The following is a 508-nucleotide window of genomic DNA, read 5'->3' on the forward strand; positions in this document are numbered from 1 at the left end:
CGCGTCCCCGGCTTCCGCCCCGACGCCGTGACGAGCGAGGTCGGCGAGCTGGTCGAGGCGCGCTTCGCCGACCACCCCGGCGAGCTCGACCTCTCGACGCTGCCCGCGACGCACCGCGACGCGCTGAAGGTCTGGCGCTGGGCGCGCGAGGAGTGCCTGCCCCACTTCGGCCCGTACGAGGACGCGTTCTCGACGCGCGAGTCGAACCTGTTCCACACGCGCGTCTCGGCGCTGCTCAACCTGCACCGCCTGCTGCCGCGCACGGTCGTCGAGGACGCGGTCGCGCTCGTCGAGGGGCACGAACAGCCGGTCGTTCTGGTCGCACATGTCGCCGATGGGCGTGTAGAAGTCGAAGGTCATGTGCGTGGCGCCGGCGCCCACCCAGTCGATCACCGCCTGCTCGATGCAGTCGGCGTTCGCCCGGGTGATGCAGTACGCGACGGTGACGCGGAGGTTCGGCCGCTCGGCGACGTGGCGCATGGCGCGGCGGTAGATGCCCTTCTTGCGC

General features: G+C 71.9%; 1 pseudogene. It reads left to right on the plus strand.

Features of this window, described 5'->3' with window-relative positions:
- Positions 1-508 (plus strand): annotated as a pseudogene (locus ACFC3J_RS23115) (hypothetical protein); the annotation flags it as partial.

The sequence above is a fragment of the Sphingobium sp. genome (assembly GCF_041987595.1).
Lineage (GTDB): Bacteria > Pseudomonadota > Alphaproteobacteria > Sphingomonadales > Sphingomonadaceae > Sphingobium.